Origin of the sequence: Mesorhizobium sp. CAU 1741, assembly GCF_039839275.1 — a bacterium.
Classification (GTDB): Bacteria; Pseudomonadota; Alphaproteobacteria; order Rhizobiales; family Rhizobiaceae; genus Aerobium.
Map to the genome: position 1 here is coordinate 272,865 of NZ_JBDOQP010000007.1, position 19,357 is coordinate 292,221.

At 63.5% G+C, this 19,357-nt stretch carries 17 protein-coding genes; 14 read left to right on the forward strand and 3 right to left on the reverse strand.

The annotated features are described in order from the left end of the window. The first annotated feature begins 77 nt into the window (after nt 1-77). Entirely contained in the window at nt 78-413 is a 336-nt protein-coding gene (locus AAFN84_RS23830; RefSeq protein ID WP_347517215.1) for a hypothetical protein, read from the forward strand. A 95-nt stretch (nt 414-508) separates the two neighbouring features. After that, nucleotides 509-676 carry a Flp family type IVb pilin gene (locus tag AAFN84_RS23835; RefSeq protein WP_347517216.1) on the forward strand — a complete coding sequence of 56 codons (168 nt, stop codon included), beginning with the start codon at nt 509-511 and terminating at the stop codon, nt 674-676. Between the two features lie 11 nt (nt 677-687). Here AAFN84_RS23835 and AAFN84_RS23840 read toward each other — a convergent pair whose 3' ends face one another. Continuing rightward, the gene (locus tag AAFN84_RS23840) at nt 688-1,560 is read right to left on the reverse strand and encodes a methyltransferase domain-containing protein (RefSeq protein WP_347517217.1); all 873 of its coding nucleotides are present in this window, start codon (nt 1,558-1,560) and stop codon (nt 688-690) included. Between the two features lie 108 nt (nt 1,561-1,668). On the opposite strand from AAFN84_RS23840, the gene AAFN84_RS23845 reads away from it, so the two are divergent. From AAFN84_RS23845 to AAFN84_RS23865, 5 genes are read left to right on the forward strand one after another with little or no spacing between them, the layout of a single operon-like run. Continuing rightward, nucleotides 1,669-2,421: a ComF family protein gene (locus AAFN84_RS23845; protein ID WP_347517245.1), complete on the forward strand. Its 753-nt coding sequence runs from the start codon at nt 1,669-1,671 to the stop codon at nt 2,419-2,421. Between the two features lie 25 nt (nt 2,422-2,446). Continuing rightward, nucleotides 2,447-2,716 carry a glutaredoxin 3 gene (grxC, locus tag AAFN84_RS23850; RefSeq protein WP_347517218.1) on the forward strand — a complete coding sequence of 90 codons (270 nt, stop codon included), beginning with the start codon at nt 2,447-2,449 and terminating at the stop codon, nt 2,714-2,716. 16 nt (nt 2,717-2,732) lie between these two features. After that, on the forward strand, nt 2,733-3,590 hold the full coding sequence (locus AAFN84_RS23855) for a carbon-nitrogen hydrolase family protein (protein ID WP_347517219.1): 858 nt from the start codon (nt 2,733-2,735) through the stop codon (nt 3,588-3,590). Then, a complete protein-coding gene (locus AAFN84_RS23860; protein ID WP_347517220.1) occupies nt 3,587-4,012 on the forward strand; it encodes a DUF1178 family protein in 426 nt (141 codons plus the stop codon). The genes AAFN84_RS23855 and AAFN84_RS23860 overlap by 4 nt, the downstream gene beginning before the upstream one ends. A 19-nt stretch (nt 4,013-4,031) precedes the next feature. Then, nucleotides 4,032-4,919, forward strand: a complete 888-nt coding sequence (locus AAFN84_RS23865) for a DMT family transporter (RefSeq protein WP_347517221.1) — start codon at nt 4,032-4,034, stop codon at nt 4,917-4,919. 4 nt (nt 4,920-4,923) lie between these two features. Here the strand turns inward: AAFN84_RS23865 and ubiG are convergent, their stop codons facing one another. Next, on the reverse strand, nt 4,924-5,673 hold the full coding sequence (gene ubiG, locus AAFN84_RS23870) for a bifunctional 2-polyprenyl-6-hydroxyphenol methylase/3-demethylubiquinol 3-O-methyltransferase UbiG (RefSeq protein WP_347517222.1): 750 nt from the start codon (nt 5,671-5,673) through the stop codon (nt 4,924-4,926). Between the two features lie 194 nt (nt 5,674-5,867). On the opposite strand from ubiG, the gene AAFN84_RS23875 reads away from it, so the two are divergent. The 7 genes from AAFN84_RS23875 (at nt 5,868) to AAFN84_RS23905 (ending at nt 16,911) form a co-directional block, all read left to right on the forward strand. Then, nucleotides 5,868-7,142 carry an aspartate kinase gene (locus tag AAFN84_RS23875; RefSeq protein ID WP_347517223.1) on the forward strand — a complete coding sequence of 425 codons (1,275 nt, stop codon included), beginning with the start codon at nt 5,868-5,870 and terminating at the stop codon, nt 7,140-7,142. Nucleotides 7,143-7,239: 97 nt separating this feature from the next. Further along, entirely contained in the window at nt 7,240-9,510 is a 2,271-nt protein-coding gene (ptsP, locus tag AAFN84_RS23880; protein WP_347517224.1) for a phosphoenolpyruvate--protein phosphotransferase, read from the forward strand. 10 nt (nt 9,511-9,520) lie between these two features. Further along, a complete protein-coding gene (gene prfA / locus AAFN84_RS23885) occupies nt 9,521-10,591 on the forward strand; it encodes a peptide chain release factor 1 (RefSeq protein ID WP_347517225.1) in 1,071 nt (356 codons plus the stop codon). Nucleotides 10,592-10,593: 2 nt separating this feature from the next. After that, nucleotides 10,594-11,460 carry a peptide chain release factor N(5)-glutamine methyltransferase gene (gene prmC, locus AAFN84_RS23890; RefSeq protein ID WP_347517226.1) on the forward strand — a complete coding sequence of 289 codons (867 nt, stop codon included), beginning with the start codon at nt 10,594-10,596 and terminating at the stop codon, nt 11,458-11,460. A 306-nt stretch (nt 11,461-11,766) separates the two neighbouring features. Continuing rightward, nucleotides 11,767-12,480: a DUF4167 domain-containing protein gene (locus tag AAFN84_RS23895; protein ID WP_347517227.1), complete on the forward strand. Its 714-nt coding sequence runs from the start codon at nt 11,767-11,769 to the stop codon at nt 12,478-12,480. A 218-nt stretch (nt 12,481-12,698) separates the two neighbouring features. Further along, on the forward strand, nt 12,699-15,317 hold the full coding sequence (gene clpB, locus AAFN84_RS23900; RefSeq protein ID WP_347517228.1) for an ATP-dependent chaperone ClpB: 2,619 nt from the start codon (nt 12,699-12,701) through the stop codon (nt 15,315-15,317). Between the two features lie 211 nt (nt 15,318-15,528). After that, complete coding sequence (locus AAFN84_RS23905; RefSeq protein ID WP_347517229.1) at nt 15,529-16,911, forward strand: L,D-transpeptidase; 1,383 nt, start codon at nt 15,529-15,531, stop codon at nt 16,909-16,911. Between the two features lie 43 nt (nt 16,912-16,954). On the opposite strand, the gene AAFN84_RS23910 is transcribed toward AAFN84_RS23905, so the two are convergent. Beyond that, the gene (locus AAFN84_RS23910) at nt 16,955-18,916 is read right to left on the reverse strand and encodes a M23 family metallopeptidase (protein ID WP_347517230.1); all 1,962 of its coding nucleotides are present in this window, start codon (nt 18,914-18,916) and stop codon (nt 16,955-16,957) included. Between the last annotated feature and the right edge of the window lie 441 nt (nt 18,917-19,357).

The following is a 19,357-nucleotide window of genomic DNA, read 5'->3' on the forward strand; positions in this document are numbered from 1 at the left end:
GTCATCATCGTTAAGCAATCCTTTAGCCAATGATGAAAGATTGAGCCATCGACGGGCAACAGGGATGCAACGCAACGATGGCGATCGATGATGACTGGGAAGCGCCGCGATCTAATCGCGGACGCGGCGTGGGCGAAGCGGGCATGGGAGCATTGCGTGTCACGTTGCTTTTTGGCTCGGCCGCCGTTGCACTGGCTCTCATCCTGACACCGATCGTCGAGCAGAAGGCCGACGACATGGCCTTTTCGCCCTATCCGCAAGGCGCATATCCGCCCGGCCTCGACATGATGGCAACCGGCACCGTCGGCCAGCGAAGCTCCGGCACCTATGTCGTGCGGCGTAGCGTGCTGCAGCCGACACCCAATTCGGTGTGCGTGATCCGTGAAAACGGCATGCGTACCGGCGATTGCTGAGTCCTGCCCGAGCACGTTAACTTTTTATAGTCACCGCTGTTGCTAGTGTCCGGGCACAGCGCGTGAAGGGCGCACTTTGCTTGGATATGCGACCAATGTTGAAGAAGTTCCATCAAGACAGGCGCGGTGCCACGGCTCTCGAATATGGCCTCATAGTCGCCGTTCTTTCGCTTGTCATTATCGGCGGCTTCAGCCAGGCCGTCGACATCATGCAGGGCAACTTCGAAACGAAGGCGGAGATCATCAAGAACGCCGGTCAGTGAACCGGGGATTTTCAGCGATCTTCAGTAGAGTCCCCAAGCACTTTCGCCAGTGACACCTTGCCGCTTCCGGGCTTGAGCGGCTGCTGTTGCGATGCGTGTGGCGCCCAGCCCGACAGCCAGATTGTCGCGAATGTCGCGCGAATCCGTCCGTCCGGATCCGAGAACCGCTCAGCGTAGATTTGCGCAGCCCGCATGAAGAGCGCGCGTGACGCGGGACGGCGGCTACGCGCTGCAAGTGTGTTCGTCGCACCCATCGCCCGCAGATCGCGCATCAGGTCGAACATGCTGTCGTAGCGGACGGTGACACTTTCATGATCGGCCACAGGGAGCGCAAATCCGGCGCGTTGGAGGAGGGCGCCGGCGTCGCGCACATCCGTGAACGGGAACACGCGAGGGCTGACGCCACCATGCAGTTCAGTCTCGGCCAGCAGCAGTGCCTCGCGCAACTCGGCCAGGGTGCCCGCACCCGCCAAGCAGGCGAGGAACAGCCCGTCCGGGCGCAACGAGCGCCGGATCTGGATCAGCATGCCGGGAAGGTCGTTCACCTCGTGCAGCGAATGCAGCGAGACGACGAGATCGAGGCTCTCCGGTTCGAAGGGCAGCAGTTCGTCGGTTGCCACGAGACCTTCGCCGCCTACGAGCGAAACGTCGGCTTCGACGCGGACCACGTTTTTCACCTTCGGCGATCTGGCCAGCACATTCGCGGCGGCCGGTGTCTGGCAATACAAGGCGGCGGCCTTGTCGAAGCGCCGTTCGACCGCGGCAAGCCTGTCGTCCAGGTCTTCCGCCGCCCGCTGCATCAAGAATCCGGCGCCCGCGTCGGCGATGCGTCGAGCCCTCGCCTTGCGCGCGCTGCCGCTTTCGAGATCGAAGATGGGTTCCATGGTTGCTCCCTGGCGCGATGGTACGTGCGGACGTGGCCACAAGTCTGATATGGTGTGGTTTGGGTGGGATTTCTCGTGACCGATCGCGCCGTCGAGTTCAAGAGATGGATTGCGGGCCTGAAGGCCCTGCCGGAGCGCGTGCTGTTTCCGCCGATCTGTGCCGGTTGCCGGCGCATGGTCTCCAGCCCCGGTACGCTGTGCGGTCATTGCTGGCCGAAGCTGCGGTTCATCGAACGACCATGGTGCGAGGTGCTCGGTACCCCGTTCACGCACGATATGGGCGAAGGCATCCTGTCAGCGGACGCGATTGCCAACCCGCCGCCGTTTGCCAGAGCACGCGCCGCGGTCGTCTATTCCGGGGTTGCAAGGCAGATGGTGCACAACCTCAAATTCGCCGACCGCACAGAGCTCGCACCGTGGATGGCGCGCTGGATGATGCGCGTCGGCGGCGCGCTCGTCGCCGATGCGGAGGTGATCGTGCCCGTGCCCCTGCATCGACAACGCTTCCTGTGGCGGCGGTTCAACCAGTCGGCGGAACTGGCGCGCGCGATCTCTTTTGCGGCCGGCAAGCCTTTCGCGCCCCAGGCGATCGTGCGTATCAAATCGACCCGAAGCCAGGTGGGCCTGGGCGCGCGCGAGCGCGAGGACAATGTGCGCGGCGCGTTCAAGGTGCCCGACGGGGAGGAGATTCGGGTTCGGGGAAGGCGTGTGCTGCTCGTCGACGATGTGTACACCACCGGGGTGACCGTATCGGCGGTAACGAAAGCGCTGAAACGGGGCGGTGCGAGCGCCGTCGACGTGCTCACATTCGCACGTGTTCTGCCGGGGGACTTCCTGCCGGACGATCCACCGACTATATGATGCGTATACACAAGCGAGTGGAAGCATGAGCGAAGTCACCATCTATACGCGCATGATGTGCGGATACTGCGCTGCGGCGAAACGGCTGCTCGAAGTCAAGGGCGTGGCCTACACGGAACACGACGCGAGTTTCTCGCCGGAGTTGCGTCAGGAAATGATCGGTCGTGCGAACGGCCGCAGCACATTCCCGCAGATATTCGTCGGCGACTACCATGTCGGCGGTTCAGACGAGCTGCACGCGCTCGAGCGCGAGGGTCGTCTCGACGCGCTTCTGGCAAGCCAGTCACAGACCTAGACAGGAAGACGACACGATGACCATGACAAGGGTGGCGGCGCTGCAGATGCGCTCGGGCATGGACCCACAGCGCAATGCGTCCGATTTCGAGGCCCTCGTGCGCGAAGCGGTCGAAAAAGGCGCGACCTACGTGCAATCCCCCGAAATGACCGGTGGATTGATGCGCGACCGTGCGATGCTCAAGGAGACCCTGAAGTCGGAGGAGGAAGACCCGATCGCATTGAAGGCGTCGGAACTTGCCAAGGCTCTTGGCATCCATCTTCACGTGGGCTCGACGGCGATCGCCCGGCCGGACGGCAAGGTGGCGAACCGTGGCTTCATCTTTGGTCCGGACGGCGGAAAGCTCGCCGTCTACGACAAGATCCACATGTTCGACGTCGATCTCGACAATGGCGAGAGCTGGCGCGAATCCTCGACCTATGAGCCGGGCCAGGCAAGCACTCTGGTCGATCTGCCGTTCGGGCGGCTCGGCATGGCCGTGTGCTACGACGTGCGCTTTCCGCAGCTTTTTCGGGCACAGGCGCTTGCCGGCGCGCAGGTGCTGACGATGCCCGCCGCCTTCACGCGCCAGACCGGCGAGGCACATTGGCACGTGCTGCAGCGGGCTCGCGCGATCGAGAACGGCGCTTACGTCATCTCGGCGGCCCAGGGTGGGCTGCATGAAGACGGCAGGGAAACCTATGGCCACTCGCTGATCGTCGATCCGTGGGGCCGCATCATTGCAGAGGCTGACCACGACGAACCGGCCGTCATCGTGGCCGATATCGATCCGGCGGCTTCGGCGCAAGCGCGAGGCAAGGTTCCGAACCTCAAGAACGCGCGCGATTTCGCGGTCGAGGTCGTTGGCGGCGAGCCGGAGCGCAAACAGGCATGATCCGCTACACACTCATCTGCGACGCCGAGCACGAGTTCGACGGCTGGTTCCGCAATGGCGACGACTTCGACCTCCAGAAGAAGCGCGGTTTCGTCTCGTGCCCCGTGTGCCATTCTGCCAAGGTGGACAAGGCGCTTATGGCGCCGGCGGTCTCGACGACCCGCAAGCAGGAAAAGGTTGCCTTCGCCATGGGCGAGCAGCAGCGCAAGGCGCTGGCGCAATTGAAGGCGCTGGCGGACGAGGCGCGCAGCAGCGCCGATTATGTCGGCGAGAAATTCGCCGAGGAAGCGCGCCGCATCCACTTCGGAGAGACCGAGGCGCGTGGCATCTATGGTGAAGCGACCCTCGAGGAAGCGCGGAGCCTGGTCGAGGATGGCGTCGAGTTCATGCCCTTGCCGGTATTCCCGGACGACCAGAATTGATGCGGGACCGGAACACGAAGTGAGTTTCATCTGGAACTCGGCGATCGGCCTGCTTCTCGTCACGGGTGGGCTGCTGGGTCTATCGCTGCCGTTCGGCAAGCTCGCCGGGGCGGCTGGCGTGGCGGCGGTGGTCTGGTCGCTGCTGATTTCGGTTGGCGCGGGTGTGGTGCTGCTAGGGGCGTTTGTGGCGCTCGGCGGCCGCACCCGGCTCGATATCGCGCGAGTGCGCTACTTCGTCGTGGTGGCAGCCCTTTCCTACGCGATCCCGAACGTGCTGATGTTTTCCGCGATGCCACGGCTTGGTGCCGGTTATGTCGGAATCATGTTCACGCTGACGCCGATGCTGACGCTGGTTCTATCCATCCTCCTGCGCATGCGGCGGCCGAGCGGGCTTGGCGTCGCAGGCATACTCGTGGGATTTGCCGGTGCGCTCACCGTGGCGCTGACACGCGGCGAGGCGGGGCAGCCAGCCTCGCTGGGCTGGGTCGCCATGGGGCTCGCTATTCCCTTTTTCCTGGCCGCAGGCAACGTCTACAGGACGTGGGACTGGCCAAAGGGCGCCGATCCCCTCGAGCTTGCCGCCGGCAGCCATCTGGCGTCGGCGCTGATGCTGCTTGGCGTGATCCTTGCAACCGGCACCTTGCCCGACATCGGCGCTCTATCGAACGTTCCGGTGCTCGCTTTCCTGCAGGCAGCGGCGGCGGCAGCGATGTTTGCCTTCTTCTTTCGGCTGCAGGCAGTGGGCGGCCCGATCTATCTCAGCCAGATCGGCTATGTCGGGGCCGCCGTCGGGCTGTTTTCCGGAACGGTCTTCCTGGGTGAGAGCTACAGCGCCCTGACATGGCTTGGCGCGGCGGTCATCGTCGCCGGCGTTACGATGACCACAAAGGCGCAAGCCGCGGGATGAACCGCTACTGCGCAGGCTTGTGTGCCAGCACCATGTAGTTGACGTCCATGTCCTTCGAGCGCTGCCAGCGGTCGGAGAGCGGGTTGTAGGTCACGCCGGTACGGTCGGTGATTGTCATTCCGGCTCCACCGAGGGCGCGTTCCAGCTCTTCCGGCTTGACCAGCTTGCCGTATTGGTGCGTGCCGCGCGGCAGCCAGCGAAGCACGTATTCCGCGCCGACGATCGCCAGCCCCAGCGCCTTGAGCGTGCGGTTGATCGTGGCAACGAACATGATGCCGCCGGGCTTCACCATGTCGGCGCATTTGGCGACGAAGAAATCGACATCGGCGACGTGCTCGACGACTTCCATGTTGAGGACCACGTCGAACTGTTCGCCCGCTTCGGCCAGGGCCTCGGCGGTCGTGGCGCGATAGTCGATCTTCACGCTGGACTGCGAGGCATGAAGCTTGGCCACCTCGATGTTGGTTTCCGAGGCATCGGCGCCCACCACTTCGGCCCCAAGCCGGGCCATCGGCTCGCACAGTAGGCCGCCACCGCAGCCGATGTCGAGAATTTTCAGGCCTGCCAGCGGCTTGGCGGAACGCGGGTCGCGGCCGAAATGACTTGCGACCTGATCGCGGATATAGGCCAGACGCACGGGGTTGAACTTGTGCAGCGGCCGGAACTTGCCGTTCGGATTCCACCATTCGGCCGCCATTGCGGAGAAACGCTCGACTTCGCCGGCGTCGATGGTCGTTCGTCGGGCTTCAGGCATGAGTGGTCTCCTTCGACGCAATCAAGTCGTAGAGCGGCAGAGGAAAGTCAAGACGCAGCTTCTGCCTCGCTTGCGAAGGCATGCGGATTTGGGTAAGGAAGCCGCGCATTCGCGCCTGATCCATAGAGGCGCCATCCATTGAATATTCCGGGGGAATCCAAGCCTCGGTCGCATAGCAGGGGCCTGTCGCTTCCATGGCGCGCATCGTGATGAAATTCGGCGGTACTTCGGTCGCCGACATCGCCCGCATCCGCAATGTGGCGCGTCATGTCAAACGCGAGGTCGATGCCGGCCATGAAGTCGCTGTCATCGTGTCCGCCATGGCGGGCAAGACCAACGAACTCGTCGGCTGGGTGCAGGATGCCTCGAAGGCCGAGGGATCGAACTTCAACATCTACGACGCGCGCGAATACGATGCCGTCGTGGCATCCGGCGAACAGGTCACGGCCGGCCTACTCGCGCTGGTGCTGCAGGCGATGGGCGTGCACGCCCGGTCATGGCAAGGATGGCAGATTCCGCTGAAGACGGACACCTCGCACGGTGCGGCGCGCATCGCCGATATCGACGGGTCGTTCCTGATCCAGCGCTTTTCCGAGGGCCAGGTCGCCGTGATCGCCGGTTTCCAGGGCATCGCGCCCGACAACCGCATTTCGACACTGGGACGCGGGGGCTCTGACACCAGCGCCGTGGCCATAGCGGCGGCCGTCAATGCCGATCGCTGTGACATCTACACCGACGTGGACGGCGTCTACACGACCGATCCGCGCATCGAACCGAAGGCCCGGCGCCTGGCGCGAATCTCCTTCGAGGAAATGCTCGAAATGGCGTCACTGGGCGCGAAGGTGCTGCAGGTGCGCTCGGTCGAGCTTGCAATGGTGCACAAGGTGCGCACTTTCGTGCGTTCTTCCTTCGAGGACCCGGACGCGCCCGGTATGGGCGATTTCGACAATCCGCCCGGGACCCTCATTTGCGACGAGGATGAAATCGTGGAACAGCAAGTCGTCACCGGCATCGCCTATGCCAAGGATGAGGCGCAGATCTCGCTGCGCCGCGTCGCAGACCGGCCCGGCGTGGCGGCCGGCATCTTCGGCCCCCTGGCCGAGGCCAACATCAATGTCGACATGATCGTCCAGAACATCTCCGAGGACGGCAGCTACACCGACATGACCTTCACAGTGCCGTCTGGCGACGTCGCCAAGGCGCTTGCGGTGCTCGAAAAGGGCAAGGAGAAGGTCGGTTACGACGTGGTGCAGCACGATGACGGCATGTCGAAGGTCTCCGTCATCGGCATCGGCATGCGCAGCCATGCCGGCGTCGCGGCGAGCGCGTTCCGCGCGCTGTCGGAAAAGGGAATCAACATAAGGGCGATCACCACATCGGAGATCAAGATTTCCATTCTGATCGACGGCCCCTATACCGAACTTGCGGTTCGCACTTTGCATTCCGTCTACGGTCTCGATAAGCAGTAGACGACGAACCACCCCGGCATAGCCGGACGGGACGGTGGCCACGGGCGTTTTGCCGGGGCCAGGCCGTCCTGTAGGCGTTGGAGAGAGAGAAGCCACCATGCGTGATACGGCCGCAGGTCCGCGCCTATTGCTGAGACGGCTTCGCGAGCTCATGGCGGAACCGCTTGAGCCGCAGGCCCGGCTCGACCGCATCGTGCATCACATCGCGCTCAATATGGTCGCCGAAGTCTGCTCGCTCTACGTGCTGCGCGCTGATTCGGTTCTCGAACTCTACGCAACCGAGGGTCTCAATCCCGGGGCCGTCCACCTTGCGCAATTGCGCCTCGGGGAGGGCCTTGTCGGCACCATCGCCGCCAGCGCCCGGGCACTCAATCTTTCCGAGGCGCAGAAGCACCCCGCCTTCGCCTACCTGCCGGAGACGGGCGAGGAGATCTACAATTCGTTCCTCGGTGTGCCTGTTCTGCGCGCCGGCCGAACGCTCGGGGTGCTCGTCGTGCAGAACCGCACCATGCGGCAATATCGCGAGGACGAGGTCGAGGCGCTGGAAACGACGGCGATGGTGATCGCCGAGATGATCGCGTCTGGCGATCTTTCGCGGCTGACGCGCCCGGGGCTCGAACTCGACCTGTCGCGGCCGGTCACCATGCGCGGCATGTCCTTCAACGAGGGTGTCGGACTTGGCCACGTGGTGCTGCACGAGCCGCGCATCGTCGTCACCAACCTGTTCAACGAGGACAGCGACGAGGAACTGGTCAGGCTGGAAGGTGCCCTGAGCTCGCTGCGCCTGTCGATCGACGACATGCTGTCTCGCCGCGAGGTGGCGTTCGAGGGCGAGCATCGCGAGGTGTTGGAAGCCTACCGCATGTTCGCCAACGACCGTGGTTGGGTGCGCCGGCTGGAAGAAGCGATCCGCAACGGTCTGACGGCGGAAGCGGCGGTCGAGAAGGTGCAGAGCGACATGCGCGCGCGCATGATGCACATGACCGATCCGTATCTGCGCGAGCGGATGAGCGATTTCGACGACCTTGCCAACCGCCTGTTGCGCATGCTGCTCGGGCATGGGCCGGAGGCGCTCGCCAATTCGCTGCCGCGCGATGCGATCCTGGTGGCGCGGTCGATGGGCGCGGCGGAGCTACTCGACTATCCGCGCGACAAGCTGCGCGGCCTCGTGCTCGAGGAAGGCGCGATCACGAGCCATGTGGTCATCGTGGCGCGTGCGATGGGGATCCCCGTCGCGGGCCAGATGAAGGGCGCCGTCTCCATGTCGGAGAAGGGGGATGCGGTGATCGTCGACGGCGACGACGGCGTGGTCCACCTGCGGCCGCAGTCCGACGTCGAGGCCGCCTATGCCGAGAAGGTGCGGTTCCGCGCTCGCCGGCAGGAACTGTTCCGAGAACTGCGCAAGCGTCCCTCGGTGACCAAGGACGGTGAGCACATCGACCTGATGATGAATGCCGGTCTGGCCGTCGACCTGCCTCAGCTCGCCGAATCGGGCGCGGCCGGCATCGGACTTTTCCGTACCGAACTGCAGTTCATGGTCGCCTCCACGTTTCCGCGTGCAGAGGCTCAGGAGCGGCTCTACCGCGACGTGCTCGATGCGGCGCGCGACAAGGCCGTGACGTTCCGCACGATCGACATCGGCGGCGACAAGGTGCTGCCCTATTTCAAGGGGGCGGCGCAGGAGGAGAACCCGGCGCTTGGCTGGCGTGCCGTGCGCCTGACGCTCGACCGGCCCGGCCTGCTGCGCACACAGGTGAGGGCGCTGCTGAAGGCGGCGGGCGGCCGCGAGTTGCGCATCATGCTGCCCATGGTCACCGAAATTTCCGAAATTCGCCAGGCGCGCGAAATCATCGACAAGGAAGTCCGCCATCTGTCGCGTTTCGCGCATCACCTGCCGACAAAGCTGAAGCTCGGGGCAATGATCGAGGTGCCGTCGCTGTTGTGGCAGCTCGAAGAGCTGATGGCGGTGGTGGACTTCGTGTCGGTGGGCTCGAACGACCTGTTCCAGTTCGTCACGGCGACGGATCGCGGCAACACACAACTCGCAGGGCGTTTCGATCCAATCTCAGTGCCGTTCCTGCGGCTGCTGCGTCAGATCGTTCGCGCCGGCGAGAAGACCGGTACGCCGGTGACCTTGTGCGGCGAGTTGGCGGGACGCCCGGTATCGGCCATGGCCTTGCTTGGCATCGGGTATCGTTCGATATCGATGTCTCCGGCGGCGATCGGCCCGGTCAAGGCCATGCTGACGGAGCTGCCGCTCGACGCGCTGGCGGCGCGCATGCACGAAACACTCGATGCACCTTCCAGCGAAGTCGATGTGCGCGCCATGCTGCACGCCTTTGCAGAAGAGCACGACATCCCACTTTGACGGACATCAGATGACTGAATTGCCCCGCGACCGGATGGACCAGGTCCTGAAACGCTTCGAGCTCATCGAGGTGCAGATGGCTGCCGGGCCGGAACCCGATGTCTATGTGAAGCTGGCGTCCGAATATTCGGAACTTCAGGAGATGGCCGCGAAGATCCGGGAGCTGCGGGCCGCGGAAGACGAGCGCGCCGACCTCAAATCGATGCTTGCCGACAAGAGCATCGATGCCGAGATGCGTGCGCTTGCCGATGCCGACCTGCCGGAGGTTGAAGATCGGATCGAGAGTCTGCAGCAGGAAATCCAGATCCTGCTCCTGCCCAAGGATGCGGCCGACGAGAAGAACGCGATCCTCGAAATCCGCGCCGGCACCGGCGGCGACGAAGCGGCGCTTTTCGCCGGCGATCTCTACCGGATGTATGAACGCTACGCGTCCGCGAGAGGCTGGCGCTTCGAGCTGGTCTCGGCAAGCGAGGGCGAGGTCGGCGGCTTCAAGGAGGTCATAGCAACCGTTTCCGGCAAGGGCGTCTTCGCACATCTCAAGTTCGAGTCGGGCGTGCACCGTGTCCAGCGCGTGCCCGAAACGGAGGGCGGTGGCCGCATCCACACCTCCGCAGCAACGGTGGCGGTGCTGCCGGAGGCGGAGGACGTCGACATCGACATCCGCACCGAGGACATCCGCATCGACACGATGCGTGCTTCGGGCGCTGGCGGGCAGCACGTCAACACGACCGACTCGGCCGTGCGCATCACGCACCTGCCCACCGGCATCATGGTGGTGTCAGCCGAGAAGTCGCAGCACCAGAACAGGGCCAAGGCAATGCAGATCCTGCGTGCGCGACTGTACGACATGGAGCGCGAGAAGGCGGCGGGAGAGCGTTCGGAGGCGCGGCGTCTCCAGGTTGGTTCCGGCGACCGCTCGGAGCGCATCCGCACGTACAATTTCCCGCAAGGGCGGGTGACGGACCACCGAATCAACCTGACGCTCTACAAGCTCGACCGGGTGATGGTCGGCGAACTCGACGAGATCATCGACGCTTTGATCTCGGACTATCAGTCGAAGCTATTGAGTGAGATGCACTGAGGATGGCCGAGTTGCCATCCGCCGAGCTCGGCGCGGTTGTTCGCCATTTGCGCGCCAGGTTCGACGAGGGAGGGGTGAAGGAAGCGGCGCTGGATGCGCGCCTGCTGGTCGAGCACATCACCGCTACAACGAGAGCCGACGCGATGACAGATCCGGGACGCCATGTGCCACCGGCACAGATGGCCGCTCTTCTGGCTGCGATGGAACGGCGGCTGGCGGGGGAGCCGCCATATCGCATCATCGGAAGCCGGGAATTCTACGGCATGACATTGGCTCTTTCGGAAGGCACGCTGGAGCCACGGCCGGATACGGAGACGCTGGTCGATCTGGCGCTGCCGCGCGTCCGCGCTGCCGCCGATCGGCATGGGGCGTGCCGCATCCTCGATCTCGGCACGGGCACGGGCGCAGTGGCGCTTGCGCTGCTGCGAGAAGAGCCCCGCGCTGTCGCCGTGGCGACGGATATTTCGCTCGATGCCCTTGCGACGGCGACGCGCAATGCCAATATGAGCGGCAACGCAGGGCGGTTCGACGTGGCAAAATCGAACTGGTTCGACGATGTGAAGGGCAGTTTTCACGCAATCGTCTCAAATCCGCCCTATATACCGTCGATGATGATTTCATCGCTTGAGCGCGAAGTGCGGGAACATGATCCGCTTGCCGCGCTCGATGGTGGGCCAGACGGTCTGGCACCTTACCGCATGATCGCCGAAGGCGCGCGACGCCATCTTCACACCGACGGGTTCGTCGCAGTCGAGATCGGATACGACCAGGAAGAGGCGGTAAAGGCGATCTTCGCAAGCCAAGGTTTCCAGTTGTTTGGCGCGGCTCAGGACCTTAGCGGAACGACCAGAGCTCTTGCCTTCGGCTAGCAACCCGCCCATGGCGCAGTGCAAAAAAGCGCTTGGCAAGCATGGAGATTGAAGATAGTTTCCCGCTACCGGATGAGACGAAGCAGGCAGTGCTGTTATCGATTCGGTTCCCAAGGGAAAAGCTGCCTTCTTGCGTAGACGACGCTCAGCTTCGTGCGGGGCTCGTCCGGCAAACGACATGAACCGGGATGGGAATTGACGTGGCGATGACGCGATTCATGCGGCTGGTCGTCAATATGAAACGTGAAGCTGGCGCATGATGTCGCCGCTCCGACGGAAGATCATTCTCAACATGAAGAGATACGAATGAGGCCACAGCAGAACAGGCGCATGCGCGGACGCGGCGGCAGTAACAACAATAATAATAACAATAACAACAATGGCGGCCGCAAGGGTCCCAATCCGCTGACGCGCAGCTATGAGAGCAACGGACCGGACGTGAAAATCCGCGGATCCGCCCAGCAGATCGCCGAAAAATACACGACTTTGGCGCGCGACGCACAAAGCTCCGGCGATCGGGTGATGGCTGAAAACTATCTCCAGCATGCCGAGCACTACAATCGCATCATCATGGCGGCGCAGGCGCAGATGCCGCAGCCGCAGCAGCGCGACAATCGCGATGATGACGACATGGACGATGATGGTGACGAGGGCGGCGGCAACAACCAGCCAAACTCGGGCGAGCAGGATCGCCAGCAGCACCAGCATGCCCGTTCCGACGGTTCCGGCCCACAGCCGGTGATCGAGGGCGTGCCTGCGGAAGTGGCGCTGAACCAGCAGGGCAATTCCGGCCAGGAATCGCGCGACGACGCTCCCCGGAGCGAAAACGCACCGCGTGGCCGGGCCAAGGCGAAGACCGAAGCCGACAATGGCGACGACACGGAAGAGGCGCAGGCGGCGCCGCGCAAGCCCCGGCGTCCACGTCGTCCTCGGGTGAAGGCCGGCGAAGATGGTGCCGCACCGAACGAGGAAGAGCCGTCGTCCGGAAGCGACGAACCGGTGACCGAGGCGGCCCAGTAGGCGCCTTTCAAGATGAATTCGAAAACGGCGGGCTTCGGCCCGCCGTTTTTCGTTCGTCGGTAGCGTGCCAGTCTTGAGGCGTTGGGAACAAATACCCATATCCGCGTCATGTGGACCTGCCGCAACGGTCTTTGACATCCGTCATTGCGCCAGGGGGTCCGTCACCTATTGTCTGATCCGGTGCCGACGAAAGGGCCGGTGAGGGAACGGAGACGCAGATGAACATTGAAAAATATTCCGAGCGCGTTCGGGGCTTCATCCAGGCTGCCCAGACGATAGCGCTCTCACGCAACCACCAGCAATTTGTGCCAGAACACTTGCTCAAGGTTCTGATCGACGACGAGGAAGGGTTTGCCGCCTCGCTGATCGACCGCGCCGGTGGCAGCTCCAAGGACGCCCGGCTGGGCGTAGACGCCGCGCTCGAGGCGCTGCCGAAGGTTGAAGGCGGAAACGGCCAGCTCTACCTGGCGCAGCCGCTCGCTAAGGTCTTTTCGACTGCGGAGGAACTGGCCAAGAAGGCCGGGGATTCCTTCGTGACGGTTGAGCGGCTACTCACGGCACTCGCGATGGAGAAGTCCGCCAAGACGGCCGACATTCTCGCCAAGGCCGGCGTCACGCCGACCGCGCTCAACAAGGTCATCGAAGACATTCGCAAAGGCCGGACGGCCGACTCGGCCTCGGCCGAGCAGGGTTACGACGCGCTGAAGAAGTATGCGCGCGACCTGACGGCCGATGCGCGCGCCGGCAAGCTCGATCCCGTTATCGGACGCGACGACGAGATCCGCCGTGCGATCCAGGTTCTGTCGCGGCGTACCAAGAACAACCCCGTCCTGATTGGTGAGCCCGGCGTTGGCAAGACCGCGATTGCCGAAGGCCTCGCCCTGCGCATCGTCAATGGCGACGTGCCGGAATCGTTGAAGGACAAGCAGTTGATGGCGCTCGACATGGGCTCGCTGATCGCGGGTGCCAAGTATCGCGGCGAGTTCGAGGAGCGGCTGAAGGCAGTGCTTTCCGAGGTCACGTCGGCCGATGGCGGCATCATCCTCTTCATCGACGAGATGCATACGCTGGTCGGCGCGGGCAAGGCCGATGGCGCGATGGACGCGTCGAACCTGCTGAAACCAGCCCTGGCGCGCGGTGAACTGCACTGCGTCGGCGCGACCACGCTCGACGAATACCGCAAATATATCGAGAAGGATGCCGCGCTCGCCCGCCGGTTCCAGCCGGTATTCGTGGAAGAGCCGACCGTGGAGGACACGATCTCGATCCTGCGCGGCATCAAGGAGAAGTACGAGCAGCACCACAAGGTGCGTATCCAGGATGCCGCGCTGGTGTCGGCTGCGACGCTCTCCAATCGATACATCACCGATCGTTTCCTGCCTGACAAGGCGATCGACCTGATGGATGAGGCGGCCGCTCGGCTGCGCATGCAGGTCGACTCCAAGCCCGAGGAACTGGACGAGATCGATCGCCGCATCATGCAGCTCAAAATCGAGCGCGAGGCTCTCAACAAGGAAAAGGACGAGGCTTCCCGGGACCGTCTGGTCCGACTCGAAAAGGAGTTGGCCGAACTCGAGGAACTTTCGGGTGAAATGACGGCCAAATGGCAGGCCGAAAAGCAGAAGCTCGGCCTTGCCGCCGACCTCAAGAAGCAGCTCGACGATGCCCGCAACGAGCTTGCGATTGCGCAACGTCGCGGCGAATTCGCCAAGGCTGGCGAGTTGGCCTATGGCCGGATTCCAGAGCTCGAGAAGAAGCTCGTGGAAGCCGAAACGCGCGAAGCGACGGCTGCGTCGATGGTCGAGGAAGCCGTGACGCCGAGCCACGTGGCACAGATCGTGTCGCGCTGGACCGGCATACCGGTCGACAGAATGCTCGAGGGCGAGCGCGAAAAGCTGCTGCGCATGGAAGACGAGATCGGCAAGCGCGTGGTCGGCCAGGGCGAGGCCGTCCAGGCGGTGTCGAAGGCGGTGAGGCGCGCGCGTGCCGGGTTGCAGGACCCGAACCGGCCGATCGGCTCGTTCATCTTCCTCGGCCCCACTGGCGTCGGCAAGACGGAACTCACCAAGGCTCTCGCGTCCTTCCTGTTCGACGACGACACCGCGATGGCGCGTATCGACATGTCCGAGTATATGGAGAAGCACTCCGTAGCCCGGCTTATCGGCGCACCTCCGGGCTATGTCGGCTACGAGGAAGGCGGGGCTCTGACGGAAGCCGTACGCCGCAGGCCGTACCAGGTCGTGCTGTTCGACGAGATCGAAAAGGCGCATCCCGACGTCTTCAATGTGCTCCTCCAGGTGCTCGATGACGGCCGTCTGACGGACGGGCAGGGCCGTACCGTCGATTTCCGCAATACGCTCATCATCATGACGTCGAACCTGGGGGCGGAGTACCTTGTCTCGCTCGGAGAGAACGACGACGTCGACAAGGTCCGTGATGACGTCATGTCAGTCGTGAAGACCGCGTTCCGGCCGGAGTTCCTCAACCGCGTCGACGAAGTGATCCTGTTCCACCGGCTGCGCCGCCAGGACATGGGCCAGATCGTGGAAATCCAGCTCAAGCGCCTGGAGGCACTTCTGGCGGACCGCAAGATCGAGCTCGAACTGGATGGCGATGCCATAGAATGGCTGGCCAGCAAGGGCTACGATCCAGCCTATGGCGCACGGCCGCTCAAGCGCGTCATCCAGAAGGAGCTTCAGGACCCGCTGGCAGAGAAGATTCTGCTCGGCGACGTGCTCGATGGCTCGATCGTGAAGATCACCGCCGGGTCCGACCGGCTGAACTTCCGGTCGCGAGAAAGGGCGGTAGAGCCGTTGGCGGCGGAACAAGCGGCCTGACGGGCGGCACTCCAGTCGAAGCAAGCGCGAGGCGCGGAGAAACTCCGCGCCTCGCGCATGAATCAGCCGGTGCGATCAGTAACTTCGCCATTTTCATGTCCCGTTCATGTCGCATGGTGCAGCATCGGGACCGAGATTCAGCAGCGTGGGACAGACAGGTATGATCGGCAGGTTACTCTCGTGGACGGCAGTGGCGAGCTTGTGCCTTAGCATGCAGGCGGGAGCGCAGACGCGCGAGGTCGAGGTCTTCTACGATCGATATGGTCGTGAGGTGCTGGTTGATATCTATACCGGCGAGGTCGTCGCTGTACGCGAGCCGCGCGGGTCGGTACGGGAATTCGGCGTGCGGCCCCGTGAGAACTGGGGCGATTCACGCCGGCAGGATGGATACTACCTCGACCAGCGCGACTACGACGCTCAATTGCGCCGCGAGCGTCGCCTTCAGGAGCTCGAGCGCGAGCCCTACGGCGACCAGTTTCCAGATTATCGTGACTACCGTGCCGCGCCCGGCCCCGATTTCCGCGAAAGCCCGGACGGGTTCGGTGGCTATGGCGACGATGTGGTTCGTGAAGAACCCTGGCAGGAGCCTCTCCAGCCCCCGGTCAACGATCAGGTCGAGCGCGTCCCCTTGGGCACGCCGTCGATCGCGGAACTGCCAGCGCCAAACACCAACGGCGACGTCATCATCGATGATGCGTCGCCATCGGCACTTCCGGACGTGACGCAGCCGCCGCAGATCGGCCGTCTCGACGCAACGGAAGACGTGGCGAAGATCCAGATACTGCTTGACCGCGCGGGAGCCTCTCCAGGCGTGATCGACGGGCGTATCGGCGACAACGTCAACAAGGCGATAGACGGGTATCGGGCGCTGACGGGAAAGACGCTGCGCACTTACGACACCGAGTTCATCGAGGCAGAGCTCGCGGCAACCGGCGGCGACCCCTTCACGACATACGAGATCACGCCGACTGATGTTGCCGGCCCCTATGTGGCGTCAATCCCGTCCGACTACGGCGAAAAATCGCGTATGGAGCGAATGGGCTACATCTCCGTCGCGGAGATGCTTGCAGAGCGTTTTCACATGGACGAGCGCTATCTGCGCTCCCTTAACCCCGGCGTGAATTTCGACCGGCCGGGTACGGTGATCAAGGTCGTCAATATCGGCGAGGCCCGCAGCGGCACGGTCATGCGCATCATTGCCGACAAGGGCCGGAAGCAGGTCAGGGCCTATGATACCGATGGAGCGCTCGTGGCCGTCTATCCCTCGACGATCGGCTCGGCCGCGACGCCGTCGCCGACGGGCACGCACAATGTCGAGAGAATCGCGCTCGACCCGCAATACACTTACAACCCGAAGATCAATTTCCAGCAGGGTGACAACACCAAGGTGCTGACGATTCCACCTGGACCGAATGGGCCTGTGGGAACGGTATGGATCGCACTCTCGAAGCCGACCTATGGCATCCACGGGACGCCGGAGCCATCGCAGATCGGCAAGACCGAATCCAACGGCTGCATCCGCCTGACAAACTGGGATGCGCGTGAACTGGCTCAGATGGTCGAGGTCGGTGCGACGGTCGAGTTCGTGGAGTAGAAGAGGGCTGCCCGCCAGCGGAGTGTACCGGTGGGACGCTCCGCTACCGCTGTTCGTCAACCTTTGCGCTTGCCAGTTTCAGCCCCGGCTGCTCATCGCTCAGCAGCTCGTCGATGCGCTCGCGCTCGCGCAGAAACGCTTCCAGATCCTCTGCCTTGAGCACCTTTTCGACCGGAAGGCGCACCCGCATCGGGTCGACCTTGGTCCCGTTGACGATCAACTCGTAGTGGAGATGGTTGCCGGTGGACAGGCCGGTTGACCCGACATAGCCGATCACCTGGCCCTGGCGCACCCGCGCACCTTCGGCGACACCTTCGGCGATCGCGCTTTGGTGATTGTAGGACGTCTTGTAGCCATTGGCGTGGCGAATGATGGTCTGGCGGCCATAGCCACCGCTCCAGCCCGCCTTCTCCACCACGCCATTGCCAGTCGCGATGATCGGCGTGCCGCGCGGGGCGGCCCAATCGACGCCGGTATGCATGCGGGTGTAGCCAAGCACGGGATGACGGCGACCGCCGAACCCGGATGTGAAGCGCCCGTTCGGGACCGCGGTGCGCAACAGGAACTGGCGTGCGCTGCGGCCTTCCTGGTCGAAATAGTCGACCGAGCCGTCTTCCATCTGGAAACGATAGAAAGTGCGGGAAACACCACCGAAATTGGCGTGGACGTAAAGCAGTTCCGACGTGTCGGAGGCCTGGTCTTCGTCATTTGGCTGCGAGAAGAAGACGTCGAGGCGATCCGTCGGATTGAGCCTCGCCTGGAAATCCAGATCGGAGGCGAGCAGCTTGACGATCTGGCGCGTCATGTGGCGCGAAAGGCCGTAGGAAAAGGCAGCGCGATAGATGCCGTCATAGATGGTCGGCAGATCGCCACGGGTGCGCACGACCGGCGGATTGACGTCGAAGGCGCTGAGCACGGCCGGGTTCGGTTCGGGCTCGCTGCCCCTGACATACTGCTCCTTGTCGTCGAGCGCGATGGTCAGAACATGGGTACGGTCATTGTAGATGCTGGCGCGCACGATGCGGCTCATGTCGCTGCGCGTCTCGATGCCGAGCCGCAGCACGTGGCCGGGGTCAAGCGACGTCGCGTTGAGCAGCTTCGAAAACGCTTCCGCCATGCCGTCCGCGTCGGCACCGGCATAGCCGGCTTCGTCCATGGCGTCGGCGATCTCCCTTTCGACCAGGAAAGGGATGATGTCTTCGGCATATTCGCTCTCGCCCTCGTCGCCTTCGCGCGGCGCGATCGAGACGTTCTCCGGCACGATGCGGATGCCGTAGGAAGCGCCAAGGGTCTGCGTTGCCAGCGTGTCGCCGAAGCGCTGCGGATCGACATAGTGAAGCGCGGCCACCTGAACGTCGCCTTCGGTGAGGATCGCGCCGGTATTGCGCACGACCGTCTCCACTTCGTCCGCCGAAAGCGCGCTGCTTTCGTCGAACACTTCGGTCTCCATCGGAAAGTCGATCGTGCGGAGGCTGACCTCGCTGTCGACCTTGGCGCCGTAGATGACGCCGGTATTGGCCGCGGCGATCGCCGGGGCGGCACCTTCTTCGGAAAACACCTCAAGCGGATCGAAGGGCGGATAGGAGCGGCTGGTGGTATGGCCGGCCGCAAGCGCCATGTTGACCTGGACGAATGGGAGCGTGCGAACCACCTCGCGATCGCCCACCGTCATCATGGTGGAAACTTCCATCCGCCGCCGGTCGCTCGTCTTGCTCAGCGAGCGGGGCGGCACGACACGCGCGGTCTTGGCGGCTTCGCCGCTGTCTGCCGACGCGCCAAGGCGCTGGATGCTCAGAATCTCGGGCGGCGTGGCGAGCATTTCGCGACCATCGAGAGCGGCCACCAACGCCACGCCCATCAGGAAGCTCGAGGTGATGCCGGTAAGAAAGGTGCCAGAAAGCCAGCGCGCGGACACCTCGCGACGGTCCGGGGGACCTGCCCGGCCATCGGCGACCAGCGGCGGTTCATTGCCGAGCGCGGCTATGGTGTCGTCGATGGGCTGCATCGCAGAACGGCTGTTTCCCCTCAGGCGTACATCTGATTTGTTCAGCGCCATGACAATTGCCTGTCAAGGCGCGTCAAGTCAACGAAGCCAGCCGCGCACCCCTCTCTTTAGTGGGAGTTTCGTCCCCGTTGGCTATAGAGCACGCGAGGCAGGTTCGTTCCCGCAGGTAGGCGCCGAATGGGGCTCCATTGTGGCTTTCCGCTGCGTTGCCCATCCGGTGAACAAGTCATTGCTTTGCCTGCCGATTGCGCAGGCACCGGACTGTCGTAAAAAATTCAAAAAACTCCAAGTTCGCAGTTGACACTTCGAGGGGCGGGGGCCTATATACGCCTCACCAACGACGGCGGCGACGCTGCTGGCGACGAGAGAGCTTGTGTCTTTTGTTTGCGGAGTTGGGAGAAATCTAGAGAGCCGCGTGAGCGACACTCGTTTGGGTTTGAC